Below are 21139 nucleotides of genomic sequence, written 5' to 3' on the forward strand. Positions count from 1 at the left end.
GAGACGAGACGGATAGCCATGGCTGACCTGAGAAAGATCATCATCGACGGGAACGAGGTCGAGGTCGATCCGAACCTCACGCTGATCCAGGCGTGCGAGCAGGCGGGGATCGAGATTCCGCGCTTCTGCTACCACGAGCGTCTGTCGATCGCGGGCAACTGCCGGATGTGTCTGGTGGAAGTCGTGGGCGGCCCGCCGAAGCCTGCTGCCTCCTGCGCGATGCAGGTGCGCGACATGCGCCCGGGGCCGGAAGGCGCACCGCCGGTGATCAAGACGAACTCGCCGATGGTCAAGAAGGCTCGCGAGGGGGTGATGGAGTTCCTGCTCATCAACCACCCGCTCGACTGCCCGATCTGCGACCAGGGCGGCGAATGCGATTTGCAAGACCAGGCAATGGCTTACGGGGTGGACTTCAGTCGCTACCGCGAGCCCAAGCGCGCCGCGACCGAGCTGAACCTCGGCCCGCTGGTCGAGACCCATATGACGCGCTGCATCTCCTGCACCCGCTGCGTGCGCTTCACCACCGAAGTCGCGGGCATCACCCAGATGGGCCAGACCGGCCGGGGCGAGGATGCGGAGATCGCGAACTACCTGAACATGACGCTCGACTCGAACATGCAGGGCAACATCATCGACCTGTGCCCGGTGGGCGCGCTGGTCTCGAAGCCCTACGCGTTCACCGCGCGTCCGTGGGAGCTGACGAAGACCGAGACCGTGGACGTGATGGACGCCGTGGGCTCGAACATCCGCGTCGATACCAAGGGGCGCGAAGTGATGCGCATCCTGCCGCGCAACAATGACGACGTGAACGAGGAGTGGATTTCCGACAAGACCCGCTTCGTCTGGGACGGCCTGCGCCGCCAGCGTCTCGACCGGCCCTACGTCCGCGTCGATGGCAAGCTGAAGCCCGCAAGCTGGGGCGAGGCGCTGAGCGCCGCCGCCGAGGCGATGAAGGGCAAGAAAGTCGCCGGTCTGGTGGGCGATTTGGTCTCGACCGAGGCCGCTTTCTCGCTCAAGCAGCTGATCGAAGGTCTGGGAGGCACGGTCGAATGCCGCACCGATGGCGCGCGTCTGCCGGTCGGCAACCGCTACGGCTATGTCGGCAACGCGACGATCGCCGATCTGGATAACGCCGAGATGGTGCAGATCATCGGCGCGAACCCGGCGGTGGAAGCGCCCGTTCTGAACGCCCGCATCCGCAAGGCATGGGCCAAGGGCGCGACTGTCGGTCTCGTCGGGGAAGCCTGCGATCTGACCTATGACTACGTCCATGTCGGCACCGACCGCGCGGCGCTTGCCGAACTGTCGGGCAAGACGATCTCGGACGAGACGAAGGCGAAGAACACCGTCGTTATCATCGGGCAGGGCGCTCTGAACGAAGCCGATGGCGAGGCGGTTCTGGCCCATGCGATGAAGCTGGCCGAGAATTCCAACGCCAAGTTCATGGTGCTGCACACCGCTGCGGCCCGTGTCGGCGCGATGGATGTGGGCGCTGTGACCGAGGGCGGTCTGCTCGCGGCCATCGACGGCGCCGAAGTGATCTACAACATGGGCGCCGACGAGGTGGAGATCACCCCGCGCGCCGAGGGTGGGCCCTTCGTGATCTATCAGGGCAGCCACGGTGATCGCGGGGCGAACCGCGCCGACGTGATCCTGCCGGGCGCGGCCTATACGGAAGAGAACGGCCTCTTCGTGAACACCGAGGGGCGTCCGCAGCTGGCTTTCCGCGCGGCTTTCCCGCCGGGCGAGGCGAAAGAGAACTGGGCGATCCTGCGCGCGCTCTCGGCCGAGCTCGACGCCAAGCAGCCTTGGGACACGCTGGCCGGTCTGCGCCGCGCGATGGTGGCAGAGGTGCCGCATCTGGCGCAGGTCGATCAGGTCGTGGAGAACGAAGTGCAGGCGATCGAGCCGCGCGACATGGGCAAGGCGACCTTCCGTCTGCCGATCCACGAATTCTACCTGACCAACCCGATCGCACGGGCCTCCGTCGTGATGGGCGAATGCGCCAGCCTCGCGAAAGCGCGGGCCGAAGCGCCGGTCGCCGCCGAGTGAGGTTGAGACGGATGATGCAGACCCTGCCCAATATCGCACCGCTCGCCCCCGGCCTTCTGGCCGGTCTGGCGGCGTGCACGCCGACCAGCGGGGCGCAGGGGGATAGCGCGGTCAAACCGGACTATCGGGGCACCGAAACACGGCTCCTCGACAGTGATCTGGTGGAGATCCGCGCGCGCGTCTCGGGCGAGGGCGCCAGCGAGAAAGCGGCGACCGATTATGCCCAATGCGCAGCCGCGCAATACGCGCTGGTGCGCGGCTATGGATTTGCGCGCCATGTGCGCACGAATGTGACTGAAGAGGGTGGCATCTGGCGGGCAGATGCGGTCTACACCATCTCGCCCGCCTTGCCGCAGGGACTCAAGACGATCGACGCGGAAGTAACCGTCGCCGATTGCAAGGATCGCGGCATTCCGACCGTATGAAGAGAGTGGGACATCATGGCTGAATTCTTCGCGACACCTTTCGGGATCTTCCTGCTGATCGTGCTGCAGAGCTTGGCGGTTATCGCCTTCGTGATGCTTTCGATGATCTGGCTGGTCTATGGCGACCGGAAGATCTGGGCTGCCGTGCAGATGCGTCGCGGGCCGAACGTCGTCGGGCCCTGGGGCCTGATGCAGACCTTCGCGGATGCGCTGAAATATGTGGTCAAGGAAATCGTCGTGCCGGCGGGCGCCGACAAGTTCGTCTATTTCCTCGCCCCGATCCTTAGCTTCGTGCTCGCACTCCTGACCTTCTCGGTGATCCCGTTTGCCGACGGTTGGGTGCTGGCCGATATCAACGTAGCCCTTCTGTTCGTCTTCGCGGCCTCCTCGCTCGAGGTGTACGGCGTGATCATGGGCGGCTGGGCGTCGAACTCGAAATACCCGTTCCTCGGCTCGCTCCGCTCGGCCGCGCAGATGATCTCCTATGAGGTCTCGATCGGCCTGATCATCATCGGGGTGATCATCTCGACCGGCTCGATGAACCTGTCGACCATCGTGCGCGCGCAGGATACCGGCTGGGGCCTTCTGGGCTGGTATTGGCTGCCCCACCTGCCGATGGTGGCGCTGTTCTTCATCTCGGCGCTGGCCGAGACCAACCGCCCGCCTTTCGACCTTCCGGAAGCGGAATCCGAACTCGTCGCGGGCTTCATGGTGGAATACAGCTCGACCCCGTATCTGCTGTTCATGGCCGGCGAATATATCGCGATCTGGCTGATGTGCGCGCTGATGTCGATCCTGTTCTTCGGCGGCTGGCTGTCCCCGATCCCGGGCCTGCCCGACGGGGTGCTGTGGATGTTCGCCAAGATGGTGTTCTTCTTCTTCATGTTCGCGATGGTGAAGGCGATCGTGCCGCGCTACCGCTACGACCAGCTCATGCGGATTGGCTGGAAAGTCTTCCTGCCGCTGTCGCTGGCGTGGGTGGTGATCATCTCCTTCCTCGCGAAATTCGAAATCTTCGGGCACTTCTGGGCCCGCTGGGCGATGGGGAGCTGATAGATGGCTTTCGACTATAACCGCGCTGCCAAGTATTTCCTGCTGGTGGACTTCATCAAAGGCTTCGGCCTGGGGATGCGCTATTTCTTCGCGCCGAAACCTACGCTGAACTACCCGCACGAGAAGGGCCCGCTGTCGCCGCGCTTCCGTGGCGAGCACGCCCTGCGCCGCTACCCCAACGGGGAAGAGCGCTGCATCGCGTGCAAACTGTGCGAGGCGATCTGCCCGGCGCAGGCGATCACGATCGACGCGGAACCCCGCGCCGACGGCTCGCGCCGCACGACGCGCTACGACATCGACATGACGAAATGCATCTATTGCGGCTTCTGTCAGGAAGCCTGCCCGGTGGATGCGATCGTCGAAGGTCCGAATTTCGAATTCTCGACCGAGACCCGCGAGGAGCTGTTCTACGACAAGCAGAAGCTCCTTGAGAACGGGGCCCGCTGGGAAGCCGAGATTGCCCGCAACCTCGAACTGGATGCGCCTTACAGATGACCGACGATTTTTCGAAACTCTTTAGCAACATGATGGAGCAGTCGGCCGAGATGGCGCGGCTGTTCAATCCGGCGCTGGAAAGTTTCAATCCGGCTGCGATGGAGAAACTCTTCCCCACCATGTCGAAGGACATGATGGAGATGTGGTTCGGCAAGACCTTCAACCGCGAAGGGCTCGACAGCCGGACGCGGCTTCTGGTGACGATCGCCGCGCTCACGGTGTTGGGCGCGCAAGCGGACTCGCAGCTGCGCCTGACGATCCGCCACGCGCTCGAGGCCGGGGCCACGCAACGCGAGATCGCCGAGGTGATCTTTCAGATGAGCATGTTCGGCGGGGTGCCCGCCATGACCCGCGCGCTCGAGATCGCGCAATCGGTCTTCGACGAGAATTCGGGAGAGAACGAATGACGGTGTTTGCTTTCGCCTTCTACCTTTTCGCCATTACGGCGGTGGTCGCGGGCTTCATGGTGGTGATTTCCAAGAACCCGGTCCATTCGGTGCTCTGGCTGATCCTCACCTTCCTGTCGGCAGCGGGGCTTTTCGTGCTTCTGGGCTCGGAATTCGTCGCGATGCTGTTGATCATCGTCTATGTCGGCGCGGTCGCGGTGCTCTTCCTCTTCGTGGTGATGATGCTCGATGTCGACTTCTCCGCCCTCAAGGGGGAGCTGGCGCGCTACATGCCGCTGGGCCTCCTGATCGGGGTCGTGATGCTGGTGCAGCTGGGTATCGCCTTCGGCGCATGGCAGACCTCGGACATGGCGGAAAGCCTGCGTGCCGATCCGGTGCCCGAGGGCATGACCAACGCGCAGGCGATCGGCCTGCTCGTTTATGACAAATACCTCTACCTCTTCCAGACGGCGGGCCTGATCCTGCTGGTCGCGATGATCGGGGCGATCCTTCTGACGCTGCGCCATCGCACCAACGTTAAGCGCCAGAACGTCATCGCGCAGATGCATCGCGATCCGTCCAAGACGATGGAAATGGTGGACGTCAAACCGGGGCAGGGGCTGTGAGCGAACAAAAGCAAGCGAAAAACGCGAGTTCGGAAACGAGGGTGAACGCATGATCGGATTGGAACATTACCTTGGCGTGGCTGCCGCGCTGTTCGTGATCGGCATTTTCGGGATCTTCGTGAACCGCAAGAACGTGATCGTCATCATGATGTCGATCGAACTGATGCTGTTGGCGGTGAATATCAACCTGGTGGCCTTCTCGGCCTATCTGGGGGACCTCGTCGGACAGATCTTCACCCTCTTCGTGCTGACCGTTGCGGCAGCCGAGGCCGCGATCGGCCTTGCGATCCTCGTGGTCTTCTTCCGCAACCGCGGTTCGATCGAGGTCGAAGACGTCAACGTGATGAAGGGATAAGGGACGATGGAAACGATCATTCTCTTTGCGCCGCTGGTCGGTGCGATCCTTGGTGGCTTCGGCTGGCGGGTGATCGGCGAAAAGGGCGCGATGGTCCTGACCACGGGCCTTCTGTTCCTCGCCGCTCTGCTCAGCTGGATCGTGTTCCTCACGCTGGGCGATCAGACGCAGCACATTCACGTCCTGAACTGGATCACTTCGGGGGAGCTGGATGTCTCGTGGGCGATCCGGATGGACCGACTGACCGCGATCATGCTGATCGTGGTGACGACGGTCTCCTCGCTCGTGCATCTCTACTCGTGGGGCTACATGGCCCATGACGAGAATTTCGACGAGGGGAAGGGCGAGAACTACAAGGCACGCTTCTTCGCCTACCTGTCCTTCTTCACCTTCACCATGTTGATGCTGGTGACCTCGGACAACCTGCTGCAGATGTTCTTCGGCTGGGAAGGCGTCGGTGTCGCCTCCTACCTGCTGATCGGTTTCTACTACAAGAAACCCTCGGCCAACGCGGCGGCGATGAAGGCCTTCATCGTCAACCGTGTCGGCGATTTCGGCTTCCTGCTGGGGATGTTCGGTCTGTTCTACATGACCGGCTCGCTGCAGCTGGACGACGTCTTCTCGGCGGCGCCGGCCTTGTCAGAGACCAATCTCGACTTCCTCTGGGGGTCCTGGAACGCGGTCGAGCTCTGTGCCTTCCTGCTCTTCGTGGGTGCGATGGGTAAATCGGCGCAGCTCTTCCTGCACACATGGTTGCCGGACGCGATGGAAGGCCCGACGCCTGTGTCGGCGCTGATCCACGCCGCGACCATGGTGACCGCAGGCGTGTTCCTGGTCTGCCGCATGTCGCCGGTCTATGAATACGCTCCGCATGCGCAGACCTTCATCGTCGTGATCGGCGCCTCGACCGCCTTCTTCGCCGCGACCGTGGGTCTGGTGCAGAACGACATCAAGCGCGTCATCGCCTATTCGACCTGTTCGCAGCTGGGTTACATGTTCGCGGCGGCCGGTGTCGGCGTCTACTCGGTGGCGATGTTCCACCTGCTGACCCACGCGTTCTTCAAAGCGCTGCTGTTCCTTTCGGCGGGCTCGGTCATCACCGCGATGCACCACGAGCAGGACATGCGGAACTATGGCGGCCTTCGCAAAAAGGTGCCGCTGACCTTCTGGGCGATGATCTTCGGCACGCTGGCGATCACCGGGGTCGGCATTCCCTTCACTCATCTCGGCTTCGCAGGCTTCCTCTCGAAAGACGCGATCATCGAGAGCGTCTGGGGCGGCACGGGTGCAGGCTATGCCTTCTGGCTTCTGGTCATCGCGGCGGCCTTCACGTCCTTCTACTCGTGGCGCCTGATCTTCATGACCTTCTTCGGCAAGCCGCGCGGCGATCATCATGCGCATGATCACGCCAAGGAAAGCCCGTGGGTCATGACCGTGCCGCTGGTGGTGCTGTCCTTCGGCGCGATCTTCGCCGGGATGATCTGGTACAACGTCTTCTTCGGCGATCACGCGAAGCTGGTGAAGTTCTTCGGGCTTCCCGCCCATGCCGAGCAGACGGCGGATGCGGGGCACGCGACGAATGGCGAGGCCGCGCAGACCGGTGAGGGCGCCCATGGCGCAGAGCCGCCGGTGCCGGATGCGACCATGTCCGAGCAGCAGGCCGAGGCCGAGCTGATGGACGAGGCCAAGACCTCGCCGGATGTCGGCGTCTCGACGGCGGTGATCAAGTATCCGGGCGTCGCACCTCAGGGCGCGATCTACATGGGTCAGGAAAACGAGGTCATCGACAAGGCGCACCACGCGCCGGCCTGGGTCAAGGTTTCGCCCTTCGTGGCGATGCTTGGCGGGCTTCTCGTGGCATGGCTGTTCTACATCAAGGACACCAGCCTGCCGAAGCGGCTCGCCGAGGCGCAGCCGGGCCTGTACCGCTTCCTGCTCAACAAGTGGTATTTCGACGAGCTGTACGAGCGCATCTTCGTGCGCCCGGCGCTCTGGTTCGGCTATCAATTCTGGAAGAAAGGGGACGAGGGCTCGATTGACCGAGTTATCGACGGCATGGCCGTTGGCATCGTCCCGACATTCACGAGGTTCCTTAACAGGATGCAATCGGGCTATCTGTTCCACTACGCCTTCGCCATGGTGATCGGGATTGTCGGTCTCATGCTCTGGGTCGTCCTCAACGGGGGGGCGAACTGATGCAACACCTGCTTTCCATCGTCATCTTCACGCCCGCCGTGGCGGCGCTGATCCTCGCGCTGGTTCTGCGCGGCGGCTCGCCCGAGGCGGACCGGAACGCGAAATGGGTGGCGCTGACCGCGACGTCGGTCACCTTCCTGATCTCGCTGTTCCTGCTGGCCGGGTTCGACCCGTCCAACACCGGCTTCCAGTTCATGGAGAAATACACCTGGATCATGGGGTTCCAGTACCGCGTGGGTGTCGACGGCCTGTCGATCCTCTTCGTGATGCTGACCACCTTCATGATGCCGCTGGTGATCGTCGGTAGCTGGAACGTCACCGACCGGGTGAAGGAATACATGATCGCCTTCCTCGTCCTCGAGACGCTGATGGTGGGCACCTTCGTGACGCTCGATCTGGTGCTGTTCTACCTGTTTTTCGAAGCGGGCCTGATCCCGATGTTCCTGATCATCGGTATCTGGGGGGGCAAGCAGCGCGTTTACGCCGCGTTCAAGTTCTTCCTCTACACCTTCTTCGGCTCGGTCTTCATGCTGGTGTCGATCATCTACATCTACTTCCACACCGGAACGACGGACATGCCGGGGCTGCTCGTCTACGAGTTCCCATACACACCGGTGCACATACTCGGGATAACGATCCCCGGCGGGGTGCAAACGCTGCTCTGGCTCGGCTTCTTCATCTCCTTCGCGATCAAGATGCCGCTCTGGCCGGTGCACACCTGGCTGCCTGCCGCGCACGTGCAGGCGCCGACGGCCGGTTCGGTCGTGCTGGCCGCGGTGCTGCTGAAGCTCGCCGATTACGGTTTCCTGCGCTTCTCGCTGCCGATGTTCCCGGTGGGCAACCTCGTGGTTGGCCCCTGGGCGATGTGGCTCGCGGTGATCGCGATCATCTGGACCTCGCTGGTGGCGCTGGTGCAGACCGATATCAAGCGCGTCATCGCCTACAGCTCGGTCGCGCACATGGCCGTCGTGCTGCTCGGGATTTTCTCGGGCACGCAGCAGGGCATCGAGGGCGGTATCTTCATGGTTGTCGCGCACGGTTTCACCTCGGCGGCGCTGTTCCTCGCGGTGGGTGTGGTCTACGACCGGATGCATACGCGCGAGATCTCGGCCTATGGCGGCCTGGTGAAGCGCATGCCTGCCTATGCGACGATCTTCATGTTCTTCACGATGGCCAATGTCGGCCTTCCCGGCACCGCCAATTTCGTCGGCGAGTTCCTGATCCTCGTGGGCGTCTTCCAGGTGAATACCTGGGTTGCGGTCTTCGCCACGACGAGCGTGATCCTGTCGGCGGCCTATGCGCTCTGGCTCTATCGCCGGGTCGTCTTCGGCGACCTGATCAAGGAGAGCCTGCGTGCGATCACCGACTTGAGCACGCGCGAGAAATGGATTTTCGCGCCGCTGGTCGCGATGACGTTGTTGCTCGGGGTCTATCCTGATCTCGTGACCAACATCATCGGGCCGTCGGTGACGAACCTTGTCCAGAACTATCACGATGCCTTGCCGGACAACCTTCTGTCCGACCTGGTCGAACACTGAGGAGCTGAGGGATGACTTCTGCGGATTTCTCGATCGTCCTTCCGGAGTTTTTGCTCGCCGTCTACGCGATGGTGGCGCTGCTCACGGGTGTGTGGTTCGGCAAGGACAAACTTGCGCCGACCCTGCTGTGGATCACCTCCGGCGTCATGCTGGTGATCGCGGCCTGGATCGGTCTGGCCGAGGTAGGGTCGCATGAGGCCTTCGGTGGCCTCTTCATCGACGACGCGTTCTCGCGCTTCACCAAGGTGATGATCCTGGTCTCGGCTGCGCTGGTTCTCGCGATGGGCACCGATTACATGCAGCGCCGCGGGTTGCTGCGCTTCGAATACCCGATCCTCGCGACGCTGGCCGTCATCGGCATGATGATGATGGTCTCGGCGGGCAACCTGATGTCGCTCTACATGGGCCTCGAGCTGCAATCGCTCGCGCTCTACATCGTGGCCGCGCTGCGCCGCGAGAGCGAAAAGAGCTCGGAAGCGGGTCTGAAGTATTTCGTGCTCGGCGCGCTCTCCTCGGGCATCCTGCTCTATGGCGCGTCGCTGACCTATGGCTTCGCGGGCACCACGCAATTCGCGGGTATCATCGAAGTGGTTCAAGAAGGTCACCTGCCGATCGGTCTGCTGTTCGGCATGGTCTTCCTGATCGCCGGTCTCGCCTTCAAGGTCTCGGCGGTGCCGTTCCACATGTGGACGCCCGACGTCTATGAAGGCTCGCCCACGCCGGTCACCGCCTTCTTCGCCACCGCGCCGAAAGTGGCGGCGACGGCGCTGATCGCACGGCTCCTCTTTGACGCCTTCGGTCAGGTGCCGGCGGAGTGGGGCCAGATCCTCGCGCTGCTCGCGGGCCTGTCGATGGTCTGGGGTTCGGTCGCGGCGATCGGTCAGACGAACATCAAACGCCTGATGGCCTATTCCTCGATCACCCATATGGGCTTCGTGCTGCTGGGTCTCTCGGCGGGCACCGCCGAGGGCGTGCAGGCGATGCTGACTTATATGGCGATCTACGTGACGATGAATGTCGGCGTCTTCGCCTTCATGCTCTCGATGGAGCGTGACGGCCAGCCGGTGACCGATATCAAGTCGCTGAACCAATATGCCCGTCAGGATCCGACCAAGGCGCTGGCGATGCTGGTGCTGCTGTTCTCGCTTGCGGGCGTGCCGCCGTTCCTGGGCTTCTTCGCCAAGTTCGCGGTGCTTCAGGCGGCGCTGCATGCGGGCTATATCTGGCTCGTGCTGCTGGGCGTGATCGCCTCGGTCGTGGCGGCCTTCTACTACCTGCGGATCGTGTTCTACATGTATTTCGGCAAGGAGACGGACCCGCTGGACAACCGGATGCCCGCGATCCAATGGGGGCTTCTGATGGTCTCCGCGCTGGCGATGCTGATCGGTATCTTCAACCTCTTCGGCATCGAGGGCGCGGCCCAGGCTGCGGCGGCGGCTCTTGTCAACTGAGCGCGATGACTGGCCCGAGGGTGTGGCGCGACACGTCCTGCCCTCGGTCGACAGCACCATGGATGAGGCGGCCCGGCTAGCGCCGGGCCTCTCCGGTTCAGCGTGGATTTTTGCGCATGAGCAGACCGCGGCCCGCGGTCGGCGCGGCCGTGCCTGGCGCGCGCCCACGGGCAATTTCTCGGCGACGCTGGTGATGCGGCCCGAGGGCGGGCTGGGGCAGGCGGCGCTCTATTCCTTCGTGGCGGCTCTGGCGCTCGAGGCGGCGCTCGCCCATGTCGGAGGGCCGCATGCGCGGCTCGCGATCAAATGGCCCAATGACGTACTGCTGAGCGGTGGCAAGGTCGCGGGCATCCTGCTGGAGAGCCTGCGGGGCGGAGAGCAGATCGCGATCGGCATCGGGGTGAACCTCGCGCAGGCGCCCGACCGTAGCGAGGTCGAGCCCGAGGCGATGGCTCCGGTCAGCCTGATCGGCGAGACCGGGATGCAGATCACCCCGGCGGAGTTCCTGCCGATGCTGGCGCAGGCCTTCGATCATTACGACCGGCAGTTCCGCGATTACGGCTTCGACGCGATCCGCAATGCGTGGCTCGCCCGCGCGGCGCGTCTGGGCCAGGAGATCACGGCGCGGGTCGGCGGCGAGACCTATCGCGGCACATTCGAGACAATCGACGAGACCGGCGCGCTGATCCTGACCACGCCCGAGGGCCGTCGCGCCATCTCGGCAGCGGATATCTTTTTCTGAGCGGAAAGGGGGAGCCATGCTTCTCTGCATCGACTGCGGTAACACCAATACGGTCTTTTCGGTCTGGGACGGGACGGATTTCGTCGCCACATGGCGGATGGAGACGAACCACCAGCGCACGGCGGACGAGTATTTCCTCTGGTTGTCGGGCATGATGCGCGTGCAGGAGATCGCGGGCGAAATCACCGAGGTGATCATCTCCTCGACCGTGCCGCGCGTCGTCTTCAACCTGCGGGTCCTGTCGAACCGGTATTTCAACTGCCGACCGCTGGTGGTGGGCAAGCCCGAATGCCGTCTCCCCGTCGAACCGCGCGTCGATCCGGGCACGACCGTCGGACCGGATCGTCTCGTGAACACGGTGGCGGGTTATGACCGGCATGGCGGCGATATCGTCGTCGTCGATTTCGGCACCGCGACCACCTTCGACGTGGTGGCCTCCGACGGGGCCTATATCGGCGGGGTGATCGCGCCCGGCGTCAATCTCTCGCTCGAGGCGTTGCACGCCTCCGCCGCCGCCCTACCTCATGTCGATGTGACGATGCCCGAAAAGGCCATCGGCACGAATACCGTCGCCTGTATCCAATCGGGCGTTTTCTGGGGCTATATCGGCCTCGTCGAAGGCGTCGTGCGCCAAATCCGGCTCGAACGCGACCGCCCGATGAAAGTCATCGCGACCGGCGGTCTGGCCGAACTGTTCTCGCAGGGCTTTGACCTCTTCGACAGTGTCGACTACGACCTTACCATGCACGGCCTTCGCCTCCTCAACGACTATAATAAGGACCTTCCCGCGTGAGTGACAGACTGATCTACCTCCCCCTCGGCGGTGCCGGCGAAATCGGCATGAACGCCTATGTGTACGGCTACGGCCCAGAGGGGAAAGAGCGGCTGATCGTTGTCGATCTGGGCGTGACTTTCCCGGATATGGATAGCACGCCCGGCGTCGATCTGATCTTTGCCGATCTCGAATGGCTGGAAGCGAATGCCGACCGGATCGACGCGATCTTCATCACCCACGCCCATGAAGACCATATCGGCGCGCTGGCCCATGTCTGGAACAAGCTGCGCAAGCCGGTCTATGCGCGCGCCTTCACCGGCCGCATCGGTCAGCTGAAGCTGGAAGAGGCGGGCATCCCGGCCGAAACGATCCAGATCGTCGAGCCGCGCCCGACCGTGATCGAGGCGGGTCCCTTCAAGGTGCAATTCGTGCCGATCTCGCACTCGATCCCCGAAAGCTCCGGCCTCATCATCGACACGCCCGCCGGGCGCGTCGTGCATACGGGCGATTTCAAGCTCGACGGCAACCCGATCGTGGGCGAGCCCTTCGAGCCCGAGATGTGGCACGCCATCGCCAAGGAAGGCGACGGTGTGAAGGTTCTGGTGAGCGATTCCACGAACGTCTTCTCGCCGCTGCCGGGCCGGTCGGAGGCCACGCTGGCCGAGCCGATCTCGGAACTGATCCGCGCCCAGACCGGCATGGTCGTCGCGACCACCTTCGCCTCGAATGTCGCGCGCCTGAAGACGCTCGCCGAGGCGGGCAAGGCTGCGGGCCGCTCGGTCTGTCTGCTGGGCCGCGCGATGAAGCGTATGGTCTCGGTCGCGGAAGAAACCGGTGTGCTCAAGGGCATGCCCGGCACGATCTCGGCGGAAGAGGCGAGCGATGTGCCGCGCCAGAACCTGATGCTGATCGTGACCGGCTCTCAGGGCGAGCGCCGCGCGGCCTCGGCCCAGCTGAGCCGGGGCAAATATCTGGGTCTCGAATTGAAAGAGGGCGACACGTTCCTGTTCTCCTCGAAGACCATCCCGGGCAACGAACGCGGCGTGATCCGCATCATGAACGCCTTCTCGGAGATGGGCGTCGACGTGGTGGACGATCACGGCGGGCTCTATCACGTCTCGGGCCACGCGAACCGCCCCGATCTGGAAGCGGTCCATGAGCTGCTCGCGCCGAAGATTCTGATCCCGATGCATGGCGAGCATCGCCACCTGCGCGAACACGCCAAACTGGCTGCGGATAAGGGCATCCCGTCCGAGGTCGCGACGAACGGCACGATGATCGACCTTAGCGGCGAGGTGCCGAAAGTCGTCGAATATATCGAAGCGGGCCGCACCTATCTCGACGGTTCGGTGCAGATCGGTGCGATGGATGGCGTGGTGCGTGACCGGATGCGCATGGCGCTGAACGGGCTGTGCCTCGTGACCCTGATCCTCGACGAGCAGGACCAGCCGCTGGGCGAGCCCTGGGTCGAGCTGAATGGATTGCCGAAACTGGGCCGCTCGGGCGCGCCGCTGGCCGAGACGATCGAAGACGAGATGACGCAATATCTCGAACGCGCGTCGATCAAGGTCCTCAACAATGACGACAAGATCGACGAGAGCCTGCGTCGCATCGCGCGTCAGGTCTCGATGGAAGAGATCGGCAAGAAGCCCGAAGTGATCGTCGTCACTAGCCGCCTGACCGATTGAGCGCGGCTCCGCGCCCCAAAAGGGCGCGGATCGACCAAGCGCAAGCGGGCAGGGGTGCGCCCCATCCTTGAAGACAAAGAAAAACCCCGCCGGAGGAGGCCTCCGGCGGGGATTTTTTAACAATACGAAAGCGTCAGCTGTCCGCTTTGTCCTCGGCGGTCTCATCGACCGCGCCGGGGCGGAAGGAGACGGTGAGGAAGTCCGGGACGTGATCGCCCATGCCCACGACTTCGTTGTCGCGCTCGCGGCGGTTGCGACCACCGCGCGACCGGCGGGCATTGCCGCCCTCGTCGGAAGACTGGCTGCGCGATTGCGGCTTCGGAGCGCTCGCGGCCTCGGGGGCCTCGCTGCGGGCCTCTTCGGGCTGAGCCTCAGCCTTCTTGGGGGCCTTCTCCTGCTCCTGCTGCTCCTGCGGCGCGGCGCTTTGCGGCTGCTGCGTCTCTTCGCTGCGCTGGTCGCGTTTCGACCCACGCCCGCCACGATCCCGGCTGCGCCCGCCGCGCGAACGACCGCCCTTGGCGTCTTCGCGCTTGCGCGCCGGTTGCTTCGCGCCTTCGGACAGCTCGAAATCTTCCGGCGGCTCGGCGCGCGGGATTTCCTGCTCGACGAGGCTCTCGATCTGACCGAGGAATTTCTCGTCCGACGGCACCGCGATCGAGATCGCCGTGCCCTTGCGGCCCGCGCGACCCGTGCGGCCGATCCGGTGGACGTAATCCTCGGCATGCATCGGCAGGTCGTAGTTGAAGACGTGGCTCACCGAGGGCACGTCGAGGCCGCGGGCGGCCACATCGGAGGCGATCAGCAGCTTGAGCTTGCCATCGCGGAAGTTCTCGAGCGTGCGCGTGCGCTGGCTCTGGTCGAGATCGCCATGGATCGGCGCGGCGTCGAAGCCGTATTTCTGCAGGCTCTTGGCGACGATATCGACATCGACCTTGCGGTTACAGAAGACGATCGCGTTGGTGCAGGCCTCGCCCTCGGCCGCGATCACCGCGCGCAGCAATTCGCGCTTGGCCTTGGCCGTCTGGTCGCGCCGCGCCGGTTCGATCTGGATCAGCTTCTGGGTGATGTTGGCACCCGTGGTCGCCTGACGCGCCACTTCGATCCGCGTCGGCGCATGCAGGAAGGTGTTGGTGATCCGCTCGATCTCCGGGGCCATCGTGGCCGAGAAGAACAGCGTCTGGCGCGTGAACGGCGTCAGCTGGAAGATGCGCTCGATATCCGGGATGAAGCCCATGTCGAGCATCCGGTCGGCCTCGTCGACGACCATGACCTTCACATCGGTCAGGATCAGTTTGCCGCGCTCGAAATGGTCGAGCAGGCGGCCCGGCGTCGCGATCAGCACGTCGACGCCCTTGTCGATCAGCTTGTCCTGCTCGCCGAAGGACACGCCGCCGATCAGCAGCGCACGGGTCAGCTTGGTGTTCTTGGCGTAGAGGTCGAAGTTCTCGGCGACCTGGGCGGCCAGTTCGCGCGTCGGGCAGAGCACGAGCGAGCGCGGCATCCGGGCGCGGGCGCGGCCCCGGCGCAGCAGCGTCAGCATCGGCAGGGTGAAGCTGGCGGTCTTGCCGGTCCCGGTCTGCGCGATGCCGAGCACGTCCTTGCCTTCGAGCGCGGGCGGAATGGCGCCAGCCTGAATGGGCGTGGGCTCTTCGTAGCCAGCATCGACAACGGCGGAAAGGACTTTCGGGTCCAGCTTCAGATCGGTGAATTTAGTCATGGGTTTCCTTGGTTTACCTTTGATCGCGTCCTGTCGCGACCCGCATCGGGCGGGGCCGCTGTCGGGCGCTTTAGGAACCGGGCGCCCAGGAGAAGCTCCGCCGGATTACGGAGCTTGACTGCGCCCTACCGGATTGCGACGCAAAGGTCAATCTTTTCAGGGGGTGACCCGGGGCTGCGCGCGGAACATAGCGCAGTCCTGCGCGATATTCGGCCTCTTGCAAAAGGGCACGGAACCTGACCTCCTGAGCGGGGTTTGATCCCGAAGCGTGACGAGGGACAGGTATGGCAATTGCGGAATCGGCGGGTCTCGGCCCGGTATTGGCCTTTGCGCTGGTGGGTGTGTGCGGTGTTGGGGCGCAATGGCTGGCCTGGCGCCTGCGCCTGCCCGCCATCGTAATCATGCTGGTCGCAGGGCTCATCGCGGGCCCCGCGACGGGGCTTTTGAACCCGAGCGAAGATTTCGGTGACTTGCTGAGCCCGCTGATCGCGCTCGCGGTGGCCGTGATCCTGTTCGAGGGGGGATTCTCTCTCGATTTCCACCGCTTGGGCGATGCGAAAACCGGGGTCCGGCGGCTGGTCTTCATCGGCGCGCCTCTGGGCTGGTTGCTCTCGGCACTCGCGCTCGTCTGGGGGGCGGGGCTCAGCTGGGAAAGCGCGGCGGTCTTCGGCGGCATTATGGTCGTCACCGGCCCCACGGTGATCGCGCCGCTTCTGCGTACGGCGAAACTTGCCCGCCGCCCCGCGCGCCTGCTGCAATGGGAAGCGATCGTGAACGACCCGATCGGCGCGCTGGCGGCGGTTCTGGCTTTCGAGGTGGTGTTCACGCTGCGCTCCAACCTGCCGATGGGCGAGGCGGTCGGGCATCTCGCGCTCGGCATCGGCTTCGCGGCCGCAATCGGCGGCGCGGTCGGCTGGGGCATCGCGCGCAGCTTCTCGCGCGGGTGGGTGCCGGAATTCATGAAGGTGCCGGTGCTCTTCGCGACGCTTCTGGGCACCTTCGCGGTGACGGATCACGTGCTGCATGAGAGCGGGCTGCTGGCGGTCACGGTGATGGGGCTGGTGATCGGAAATGCCGACCTGCCGTCCTACGAGGAACTGCGCCGCTTCAAGGAACATGCGACCGTGTTGCTGGTCTCGGGCGTGTTCATCCTGCTCGCCGCGAATATCGAGATCGACCAGCTTGCCGCGCTCGACTGGCACGCGCTCCTCTTCGTTATTCTCGTGGTGCTGGTGGCGCGGCCGCTGACGGTGCTGATCTCGCTGATCGGGACAGCACTGCCGCGCAACGAACGGCTGTTGATCGCCTTCACCGGCCCGCGCGGGGTGGTGCTGGTCGCGGTGGCGGGCCTCTTCGGGCAGCGTCTGGCCGAGATCGGTGTTGCGGACGGGTTGCGGATCGGGCCGCTGGCCTTCGTTCTGGTGCTGGTGACGGTGATCGTGCACGGCTTCACGCTGGCGCCGCTGGCGCGGAAGCTGGGGCTCGCCAATGCCGACAAGCCGGGGCTGCTGATCGTGGGCGGTTCGCGCTTCACCACGGCGCTGGCCGAGACGCTGAACAAGGCCGAGGTGCCGGTGCTGATCACCGACCCGAACCATGCCCATCTGATCCGCCCGCGCGCCAATGGGCTCAAGACGTTCTACGGCGACATTCTGGGCGAGGCGGCGGAGGACAAGGTCGAGCTGATGGCCTATTCGACCCTGCTCGCGGCCACCGATAACGACGCCTACAACACGCTCGTCGCGACCGATCTCGCGCCCGAGCTGGGCCGCGACAAGGTCTGGCAGGTGCCGCGCCAGAAGGACGACCGCGAACGCCACGCGCTGCCGACGCAGCTCGGTGGGCGCCGCTTTGGCGAGGGGCGGACGCTGGAGAATTGGGAGAAGCTGCTGTCGGAGGGCTGGCGGTTCCGCGTGACGCGGATCACCGAGGAATACAGGCTGCCCGACTGGCGCAAGAAGCGGCCCAAGGCGAAGCCCGTGATGGTCGTGGCGAAAAGCGGCGATCTGCGCTTCGTGATCGATGCGGCCGAGATGAAGGTCGAACCGGGCGGGCGGTTGATCTCGCTCCTGCCGCCCGAGGCGTTCGAGGAGGAAACCGCGCAGAAGGCCAAGGCCGGGGAAAAGCCTTCGGGTCAGCAGGGGCCTGCCGCGCGAATCCCGTGAGGCCTAGTCGATCCGGGCGGTGAGGGTGCGGCGAGCGATCACCGCGCCGTCGTGGCTGAGCGTGATCTGGCCGTTGTAGCGGCCCATCGGCCATCCGCCCGGCGGGGCTTTCTTGCCGACATAGCGGAAGAACCGAGCCTTAGGCGCATCGACCTCGCTGGTCGTGCTGATGCTGATCCCGTCCGGGCCGGTGATCTCGAACCCGATCGTGTCCCCCGCACGCAGGCCGAAGCCGTAGCCCCACAAGACAAGCGCGGGGCCGGTTTCGCTGGGTGGGGGCAGGGCAGCGCCGGCCAAGACTGTCTCGAAGCGTGGCAAGGTGGCGGTGAACCCGGCCTCGAGCCAACCGCTCGGTGAATATTTTACCTGATCGGACCAGAGCGTTTGCGTCGCATCGGTGCGCAGCCGTCCTGCATAACCGGATCGAACGGGTCGATCACGGTGTCGTCGTGGCGCAGCGAGAGATGCAGATGCGGGAATTCTGCTTTACCCGATTGTCCGACGAGGCCAAGCGGGGCGCCCGCCGCCACCTGGTCGCCACGGGTCACGGAAATGGAGCCGTCGCGCAGGTGGCAATATTGGGTCTGCCAGCCGTGTCCGAGATCGATGACGATCCCGTTCCCGCATTCCTTGCCTGCAGCTGTCTGGCCGCTGGCATAAGCCCCGTCTGGCTCGCCGTCGCGGGTGGCGATCACCCGGCCCGGGGCGGCGGCGATCACCTGCACGCCCGCCTGCATCTGCGCCTCGGTCAGCAGCGCGAAATCGGTGCCCTTGTGCCTGTCATAGGTCAGCCCGCCGCAGCCTGCATCGCGCGCGCCGGGGCCGGGGTCGCGGTCGACGTAGTTCTGGATGTAGCAGTCCTGGCCAAGCGTGCACTCGACCGGCATCTGCAGCTTCGGCGCATCGGATAGAAAAGTCCCGGCCGTGCAGGGCAGGGCAGGGCAGGGCAGGGCCGGGACGAGTAGGCTTATCAATACCGCGCGGAGCACGGTCTAGATCATTCGGCGGTCAGCAGGCGCGGCTTGGAGCCGGAAATCCGCTTCTTGCCCGGTTCCTCGACCTTGATGACGATCTTGTCGTCCTTGACCGACACCTTGGCGACGCCGCCCTTGGTGAGCTTCCCGAAGAGCAGCTCTTCGGCGAGCGGCTTCTTGATATGCTCCTGAATGACCCGGCCCAGCGGACGCGCGCCCATCTTGTCGTCGTAGCCCTTCTCGGCGAGCCAGTTCGCGGCGGCCGGGGTGAGCTCGATATGGACGTTGCGGTCGATGAGCTGCGCTTCGAGTTGCAGCACGAACTTGTCGACCACCTGCAAGATCACCTCGCGCGGCAGCGGCGCGAAGCTGACCACCGCGTCCAGACGGTTGCGGAACTCGGGCGTGAAGGTCCGCTCGATCGCGGCCGTATCCTCGCCCTCGCGCCGATCGCGCCCGAAGCCGATTGCGGTCTTCGCCTGTTCGGCGGCGCCCGCATTCGAGGTCATGATCAGGATCACGTTGCGGAAGTCGACGGTCCGGCCGTTATGGTCGGTGAGCTTCCCGTGATCCATCACCTGCAGCAGGATGTTGTAGACATCCGGGTGCGCCTTCTCGATCTCGTCCAGGAGCAGCACGCAATGCGGGTGCTGGTCGACGCTGTCGGTCAGCATGCCGCCCTGATCGAAGCCGACATAGCCCGGAGGCGCACCGATCAGACGCGAGACCGCGTGCTTCTCCATGTATTCCGACATGTCGAAGCGCATCAGTTCCACGCCGAGCGTATCGGCGAGCTGCTTGGCCACCTCGGTCTTGCCGACGCCGGTCGGGCCCGCGAAGAGGTAGTTGCCGATCGGCTTCTCCGGCTCGCGCAGACCCGCACGGGCCAGCTTGATCGCGGAGGACAGCGTCTCGATCGCCTTGTCCTGACCGAACACGACGCGCTTGAGGGTCTTTTCGAGATCCTTGAGCACCTCGGCATCGTCCTTCGAGACCGATTTCGGCGGGATCCGCGCGATCTTGGCGACGACCGCCTCGATCTCTTTCGGGCCGATGGTCTTGCGCCGCTTGCTTTCGGCCACGAGATGCTGGGCCGCGCCCGCCTCGTCGATCACGTCGATCGCCTTGTCGGGCAGCTTGCGGTCATGGACATAGCGCGCCGACAGCTCCACCGCCGTCTTGATGGCGTCGTTGGTGTAGCGAATGTCGTGGTGCTTCTCGAAATAGGGCTTCAGACCCATCAGGATCTTGATGGAATCCGGCACCGACGGCTCGTTCACGTCGATCTTCTGGAACCGGCGGCTCAGCGCGCGGTCCTTCTCGAAATGCTGGCGGAACTCCTTGTAGGTGGTGGAGCCCATGGTGCGCAGCTTGCCGCCCTGAAGCGCGGGCTTCAGCAGGTTCGAGGCATCCATCGCGCCACCCGAGGTGGCACCCGCACCGATCACGGTGTGGATCTCGTCGATGAAGAGGATCGCGTCGGGATGCTCTTCAAGCTCCTTCACGACAGCCTTCAGACGCTCCTCGAAGTCGCCGCGATAGCGGGTGCCCGCGAGCAGCGCGCCCATATCGAGCGAGTAGATCGTCGAATTGGCGAGGATCTCCGGGGTTTCGCCGCGCGTGATCTTCAGCGCGAGCCCTTCCGCGATCGCGGTCTTGCCCACGCCGGGATCGCCCACCAGAAGCGGGTTGTTCTTGCGGCGGCGGCACAGCACCTGAATGCAGCGCTCCACCTCGTGCTCACGCCCGATCAGCGGGTCGACATCGCCCTTCTCGGATTTCGCGTTGAGGTTCACGCAGTATTTCTCGAGCGCGGAATCCTTGGCTTCGGCCTGGGTCGTACCCTCGGCCTTGGCCTCTTCCTCGGCCCCCGACACGGGGCGCGTTTCGCCGAACTCGGGGTCTTTCGCCACGCCATGCGCGATGAAGTTCACCGCGTCGTAGCGGGTCATGTCCTGCTCTTGCAGGAAGTAGGCGGCGTTGCTTTCGCGTTCCGCGAAGATCGCGACGAGCACATTGGCCCCGGTCACTTCCGAGCGGCCCGAGCTTTGGACATGGATGGCCGCGCGCTGGATCACGCGCTGGAAGGCGGCGGTCGGCACGGCTTCCGAGCCTTCGATTTCGGTCACGAGGGTGGACAGCTCATCGTCGATGAACTCCACCAAGGTCTGGCGCAATTCGTCGGTATCGACGGCGCAGGCCTTCATCACCCGCGCGGCGTCCGGCTCGTCGATCAAGGCGAGGAGCAGGTGTTCTAGCGTCGCGAGTTCATGCTTTCGGGCATTGGCGAGCGCCAGCGCCCCGTGGATTGCCTGTTCGAGCGTATTGGAAAACGACGGCATTATCTGCTCCTTTCCTCGGAGGGCGGCGCGGGAGGATACCCAGCCTAGTGTTGCCCTATAAGATTAAAGTTCGGTGGAAATCGCCGCGCTTCAAGTCTTTTCATGCCCAAAATCCGACCGGACTCCGATTCGTGCGGAAAAAACGGTCATTTAACGGGC

18 protein-coding genes are annotated in these 21139 nt (G+C 64.3%); 14 read left to right on the top strand and 4 right to left on the bottom strand.

Annotation, left to right across the window (positions count from 1 at the left end; genetic code table 11):
* Positions 1-18: 18 nt before the first annotated feature.
* The 13 genes from nuoG to AXZ77_RS06870 are packed head-to-tail and all read left to right on the top strand — an operon-like array spanning position 19 to position 13782.
* On the top strand, positions 19-2052 hold the full coding sequence (gene nuoG, locus AXZ77_RS06810) for an NADH-quinone oxidoreductase subunit NuoG (RefSeq protein WP_098410565.1): 2034 nt from the start codon (positions 19-21) through the stop codon (positions 2050-2052).
* 14 nt (positions 2053-2066) lie between these two features.
* Complete coding sequence (locus AXZ77_RS06815; RefSeq protein WP_176536092.1) at positions 2067-2477, top strand: hypothetical protein; 411 nt, start codon at positions 2067-2069, stop codon at positions 2475-2477.
* 15 nt (positions 2478-2492) lie between these two features.
* A complete protein-coding gene (gene nuoH / locus AXZ77_RS06820; RefSeq protein ID WP_098410566.1) occupies positions 2493-3530 on the top strand; it encodes an NADH-quinone oxidoreductase subunit NuoH in 1038 nt (345 codons plus the stop codon).
* 3 nt (positions 3531-3533) lie between these two features.
* Entirely contained in the window at positions 3534-4025 is a 492-nt protein-coding gene (gene nuoI, locus AXZ77_RS06825) for an NADH-quinone oxidoreductase subunit NuoI (RefSeq protein ID WP_075774482.1), read from the top strand.
* The gene (locus AXZ77_RS06830) at positions 4022-4432 is read left to right on the top strand and encodes a carboxymuconolactone decarboxylase family protein (RefSeq protein WP_078519420.1); all 411 of its coding nucleotides are present in this window, start codon (positions 4022-4024) and stop codon (positions 4430-4432) included. The genes nuoI and AXZ77_RS06830 overlap by 4 nt, the downstream gene beginning before the upstream one ends.
* Positions 4429-5037 carry an NADH-quinone oxidoreductase subunit J gene (locus AXZ77_RS06835; RefSeq protein ID WP_098410567.1) on the top strand — a complete coding sequence of 203 codons (609 nt, stop codon included), beginning with the start codon at positions 4429-4431 and terminating at the stop codon, positions 5035-5037. The genes AXZ77_RS06830 and AXZ77_RS06835 overlap by 4 nt, the downstream gene beginning before the upstream one ends.
* A gap of 49 nt (positions 5038-5086) precedes the next feature.
* Complete coding sequence (gene nuoK, locus AXZ77_RS06840) at positions 5087-5392, top strand: NADH-quinone oxidoreductase subunit NuoK (protein WP_098410568.1); 306 nt, start codon at positions 5087-5089, stop codon at positions 5390-5392.
* Positions 5393-5398: 6 nt separating this feature from the next.
* A complete protein-coding gene (gene nuoL, locus AXZ77_RS06845; protein WP_098410569.1) occupies positions 5399-7588 on the top strand; it encodes an NADH-quinone oxidoreductase subunit L in 2190 nt (729 codons plus the stop codon).
* The gene (locus AXZ77_RS06850; protein ID WP_098410570.1) at positions 7588-9126 is read left to right on the top strand and encodes an NADH-quinone oxidoreductase subunit M; all 1539 of its coding nucleotides are present in this window, start codon (positions 7588-7590) and stop codon (positions 9124-9126) included. The genes nuoL and AXZ77_RS06850 overlap by 1 nt, the downstream gene beginning before the upstream one ends.
* Positions 9127-9137: 11 nt before the next feature.
* Positions 9138-10577, top strand: a complete 1440-nt coding sequence (gene nuoN / locus AXZ77_RS06855) for an NADH-quinone oxidoreductase subunit NuoN (protein WP_098410571.1) — start codon at positions 9138-9140, stop codon at positions 10575-10577.
* A complete protein-coding gene (locus AXZ77_RS06860) occupies positions 10567-11319 on the top strand; it encodes a biotin--[acetyl-CoA-carboxylase] ligase (RefSeq protein ID WP_255266430.1) in 753 nt (250 codons plus the stop codon). Before nuoN ends, AXZ77_RS06860 begins: the two co-directional genes overlap by 11 nt.
* A gap of 16 nt (positions 11320-11335) precedes the next feature.
* Complete coding sequence (locus tag AXZ77_RS06865) at positions 11336-12112, top strand: type III pantothenate kinase (RefSeq protein ID WP_078599292.1); 777 nt, start codon at positions 11336-11338, stop codon at positions 12110-12112.
* A 47-nt stretch (positions 12113-12159) separates the two neighbouring features.
* Entirely contained in the window at positions 12160-13782 is a 1623-nt protein-coding gene (locus AXZ77_RS06870) for a ribonuclease J (RefSeq protein ID WP_098410573.1), read from the top strand.
* 133 nt (positions 13783-13915) lie between these two features.
* On the opposite strand, the gene AXZ77_RS06875 is transcribed toward AXZ77_RS06870, so the two are convergent.
* The gene (locus AXZ77_RS06875) at positions 13916-15499 is read right to left on the bottom strand and encodes a DEAD/DEAH box helicase (RefSeq protein ID WP_098410574.1); all 1584 of its coding nucleotides are present in this window, start codon (positions 15497-15499) and stop codon (positions 13916-13918) included.
* 284 nt (positions 15500-15783) lie between these two features.
* On the opposite strand from AXZ77_RS06875, the gene AXZ77_RS06880 reads away from it, so the two are divergent.
* Complete coding sequence (locus AXZ77_RS06880) at positions 15784-17664, top strand: sodium:proton antiporter (protein WP_098410575.1); 1881 nt, start codon at positions 15784-15786, stop codon at positions 17662-17664.
* Between the two features lie 3 nt (positions 17665-17667).
* On the opposite strand, the gene AXZ77_RS06885 is transcribed toward AXZ77_RS06880, so the two are convergent.
* The 3 genes from AXZ77_RS06885 to clpA form a co-directional block, all read right to left on the bottom strand.
* Complete coding sequence (locus tag AXZ77_RS06885) at positions 17668-17961, bottom strand: hypothetical protein (protein ID WP_098410576.1); 294 nt, start codon at positions 17959-17961, stop codon at positions 17668-17670.
* A 65-nt stretch (positions 17962-18026) separates the two neighbouring features.
* Complete coding sequence (locus AXZ77_RS06890; RefSeq protein ID WP_098410577.1) at positions 18027-18551, bottom strand: M23 family metallopeptidase; 525 nt, start codon at positions 18549-18551, stop codon at positions 18027-18029.
* A 110-nt stretch (positions 18552-18661) separates the two neighbouring features.
* Positions 18662-20980 carry an ATP-dependent Clp protease ATP-binding subunit ClpA gene (clpA, locus tag AXZ77_RS06895; RefSeq protein ID WP_098410578.1) on the bottom strand — a complete coding sequence of 773 codons (2319 nt, stop codon included), beginning with the start codon at positions 20978-20980 and terminating at the stop codon, positions 18662-18664.
* Positions 20981-21139 lie beyond the last annotated feature (159 nt).

It is taken from the genome of Thioclava sp. ES.031 (genome assembly GCF_002563775.1).
GTDB lineage: Bacteria > Pseudomonadota > Alphaproteobacteria > Rhodobacterales > Rhodobacteraceae > Thioclava.